At 70.1% G+C, this 3777-nt stretch carries 3 protein-coding genes; 1 reads left to right on the plus strand and 2 read right to left on the minus strand.

The features are described 5' to 3' along the window. Positions 1-982, plus strand: a 982-nt coding sequence (locus tag NM1_RS40535) for a glycoside hydrolase family 183 protein (RefSeq protein WP_068033122.1), incomplete at its 5' end; no start/stop codon positions are given. Between the two features lie 61 nt (positions 983-1043). Here the strand turns inward: NM1_RS40535 and NM1_RS40540 are convergent. Then, positions 1044-2087, minus strand: a complete 1044-nt coding sequence (locus NM1_RS40540; RefSeq protein WP_068033124.1) for a fused (3R)-hydroxyacyl-ACP dehydratase subunits HadA/HadB — start codon at positions 2085-2087, stop codon at positions 1044-1046. Positions 2088-2301: 214 nt separating this feature from the next. Further along, positions 2302-3777, minus strand: a 1476-nt coding sequence (locus NM1_RS44415) for an Rv0361 family membrane protein (protein ID WP_255286285.1), incomplete at its 5' end; no start/stop codon positions are given.

The following is a 3777-nucleotide window of genomic DNA, read 5'->3' on the forward strand; positions in this document are numbered from 1 at the left end:
GCGGGTGCTCGGCGTGCGCGAGGTCGCGAAGCTGACCGGCGCCCACTCGGTCAACCGCACCGACAAGCGGTGGCAGGTGTACGGCACCGATCTGGGCATCATGTGGGAGAGCGCGCCGGACGAAATCGCCGTGGCGTTCGGCGACACCGTCGGCGTCGGATTCCATCCGCCCGGGGGCATGGGCGGCGACTGGCGCAGCAATCTGCTCGCGTTCAGCAGCAATCGCGATCTGAGCCGCGGCATCGTCCTCGACAGCATGGTCACCGACGGCCGCTGCCACGCCGCGGAGGTGCTGCACAGCCGCAAGAAGGACAATATCGAGATCACCACGATCCCCACCTCGGGGTTCAGCATCGGTGACCGGCAATACATGAGCTACATGTCGATTCGCACCTGGAACAGCATTCCGGGCACGTTCTTCACCAACTACGGCGGCATCGCCTACTCCGACGACCACGGCCAGACGTGGACCAAGGATCCGCACGCGCGCTGGGACAACATCTTCGGCCTCGCGAATTTCCAGGTGTCCACGATGGTTCCGCACGGCGACTACGTGTACATGTTCGGCACCCCCAACACCCGGCTCGGTTCGGTGGGGCTGGCCCGGGTGCCCAGGGACCAGGTGCTGAACACCACGGCCTACCAGTACTGGCGCGACGGGAACTGGACCCCGGTCGGCGGCGCCGAAACCGCCACGCCGATCGTCGACGGTCCGGCCGGTGAGCTGTCGGTGCGCTACGACCCGGCACGCGAGGTCTGGCAGATGAGCTATCTCGACACCGCGAAGGCCGCCATCGTTGTGCGCGAAGCGAATTCACCCCAGGGCGTCTGGTCCGAGAGCGCCCCGACGGTCTCGGTGAGCCAGTACCCGGAGCTCTACGGCGGATTCATCCACCCATGGTCCTCCGGCTCCGACCTGTACTTCACCATCAGCACCTGGAGCGACTACAACGTCTACCTCATGCACGCCGAACTGGGCTGACAACTCCCCTGCCATCCGGCTTGCTACTCCCCGGAAGGACGAGGTGGCGTGTCGGCCGGGATCAGCTCAGGCGGACCTCGGCAATGGCGCGGCCGAACAGCTTCTTACCGGCCGCGCTGCCGCTCAGCAGGATCGTGGCGGCGCGGCGCTCGGGGTCCAAAGACTTGATCTTGCCGGTGAATTCGATCGTGGCGGGCGTCGTCGGCGCGACCGGGACGAAGCCCGCGAACCGCACGCTGTAGCTCTCGATCGCGGTCGGATCCTCGAGCCAGTTCGTCAGGAACTCCGCGCCCAGACCCATGGTCAGCAGGCCGTGCGCGACCACCGTCGGCAGCCCGGCCAGTTCGGCGGCCCGGTCGCTGAAGTGTATCGGGTTCGGGTCCCCGGAGACGCCGGCGTAGTTCACCAGATCGCCGCGGGTCAGCCGCACGGTGGTGGCGGGCAGCTGATCGCCGACGCGCAGGTCGTCGAAGTTCGGCGCCGTCTGAACCGTTGTGCCACTGCGTGATTCGGCCACCGCAGGGATTGTCGAGGCCTGCTCGGGTGCGATCCCGAGCAGCACCTCGGGATCGGCGTGGTCGACCGCGCGGCGATGCATCACCAGCCCCTCGACCAGCCGCACGATATCCGGGTCGATCTCCTGGCCCAGGCGCGCCACGATCGTGGTCGTCCCCACCAGCACGACCTGGCCCGACTCGTCGGTCATGGTGGCCCGGACGGCGATGAAGTCGTTGCCCCGCATCCGGCGGATCGACTCGATCGTCGCCTCGCTGTACAGCCGGTCACCGGCCACGATCGGGCGGTGGATGTCGAAGACCTGGTCGGTCTGCAGGACCTGGGACAGGTCGTACTCCGACAGCACGGTGTCCAGCAGGGCCTGGGTGGTGGTCATGCCGATCACCGACGCGAAGGTGGGCGGGGCGAGGACGCCGTCGAAGCCGAGCTTGCCGGCGTCGGCCTCGTACCGGTGTGCCGGATGGGTGTTCTGCACCGCACGGGCGAATTCCCGGATCTTCTCCCGGCCGACGTCGTAGTGATCCCGGATCCGGAAATGCCGACCCGCCACGGATGCGGATGCCGGCGCTTCGGGTGCCAGCTCCGGCATGTCCCTTGCTCCCTGCTCGAACTCTTACTGCGTAAATCCTGGTGCGGCCGAACCCCCTCGACCGGAACCGGCCGCCGCGCACGGCAGCCGGACAATCCGGATCATGCTACCGGCGTGTCGGACCAGTGACCAGGTGTCTGTGATGTTCATCGCCGACGGTCGGCCGAACGTCACAGGTCGCGACGGATGTCACAACGCAGTGGGTGCGCCGGGGTCAGCCGGCGGCGTTCGGGGGATCGCACACCTTCCAGCCGTCCGGGGTCTGCTGCAGGTCGAAGGTGCGCGCGATCCGGGTGTCCGGTGCGGCCTCGGTGTACACGCTGGCCTGCGCCACCGCCTTGTCGCCGGTGATCTGGACGGAGTCCACGCTGTCGACCTTGGGAACCTTCTTCTGATCCACCGACAGCCGGTACACGCCGGCGAACTGGTCCGGGGCGATGTTGGAGTAGAAGTCGTGCAGCGGGCCGCAGGTGGCGGCGCGCAGGTCGTCCAGGTTGCCGCTGTCGAGCGCGCCCGCGTAGTTGTTGACGGCCGCGGTCACCCGTCCCTCGGGCGAATTGTCCGTGCCGCCGCCGACGAGCGCCACCACCGCCGCGATCAGCGCGATCACGACCACGACCGCCGCCCCGCCCACGATCAGCCAGCGCTTGTTGCGGCCGTTCGCCGCCGGTGCGGGCCCGTCCGGCGGGGGTCCGGCGGGTGGCACGTGCTGCGGCTGCGCGACCTGACGCGGCTGCGGCGGGCGCGGCGAGAGATGCTGCGTCGGGAGCGTCGGCTGGGCGTCGGCCGGCGACGGGGCGCTCGCGGCCTGGCGCGGTTTGGCGGGCGGACGAGCCATCCCGGGCGCGGCGGGCGGCGCGGCCTGCGCCGGACCCGAGGGGCCTTGCGGGACAGGGTTCTTCGGCCCTGAACTCGGACGCGGCGTGGCGGGCGGGCGGGTAACCGGTGGCGGTCCGGCGGGGCGCGGCTGATCGCCTGGCCGCTGCACCGGCAGCACCGTGGTGGCCGCATCGGACGGATTCGAAATCGCCGGAATCGCAGCGGTTTCCGCATCGCCGGTGGGGTCGCCGGACTGCGAGGAGCCCGGTTCGCCCTTGTCGGAGGGCTTTCCGGTCCCCTCGGCGGCCGACTTGGGGATGGCCTCGGTCTGCGCCTCGGCGGCACCCGCCGCACCCGATCGTTTGATCGAATCGACTGTCGGAGAAGGCTTTCCGGGGTCACCGCCAGGTGCTGCCGCACGGTCGGCAGTGCGCGGCTCGTTCGCCGCGGTGGGTTCGGGTCGCGCAGCAGCCGGGCCGCCACCGGATTGTGTGGCTGCGGAGTCGGACTTCCGGGTCGTGTCCGAGTTCGGTTGTGCCGCGGCCGAGCCGGAGGCAGATTTGCTGCCGGTGGCCGCGCCGGCTGCGCCGGACTGGGCGGGGGTGGGCGAGCTGGATTGTGCCGCAGTCGGTCCGGGGCGTTCCGAGGTGCCGGGGCGATTCGCTCCCGGGCGCTGCTGTGCGGGCACCGGCTCGGTCGCCGCCGTCTGCGGGCCGCTGCTCGCCGGTTGCTCGTGGTCCGGCGCCGCGCCGGACATCTCGGAACCGGATTGTGCCGGGGGAGAATTCGACGCCCGGGCAGCCGAGGCCTGTGGAACCGGCCGGGTAGGGGCCGCCGCACTGTCCGAACCACCGCTCGCCGGTTCCGACGG

The sequence above is a fragment of the Nocardia mexicana NBRC 108244 genome (assembly GCF_001613165.1).
Classification (GTDB): Bacteria; Actinomycetota; Actinomycetes; order Mycobacteriales; family Mycobacteriaceae; genus Nocardia; species Nocardia mexicana.

What these genes read in the sequence shown, in the direction of transcription:
- NM1_RS40540 (WP_068033124.1), bottom strand. Translation starts at nt 2,087, where the DNA reads ATGCCGGAGCTGGCACCCGAAGCGCCGGCATCCGCATCCGTGGCGGGT.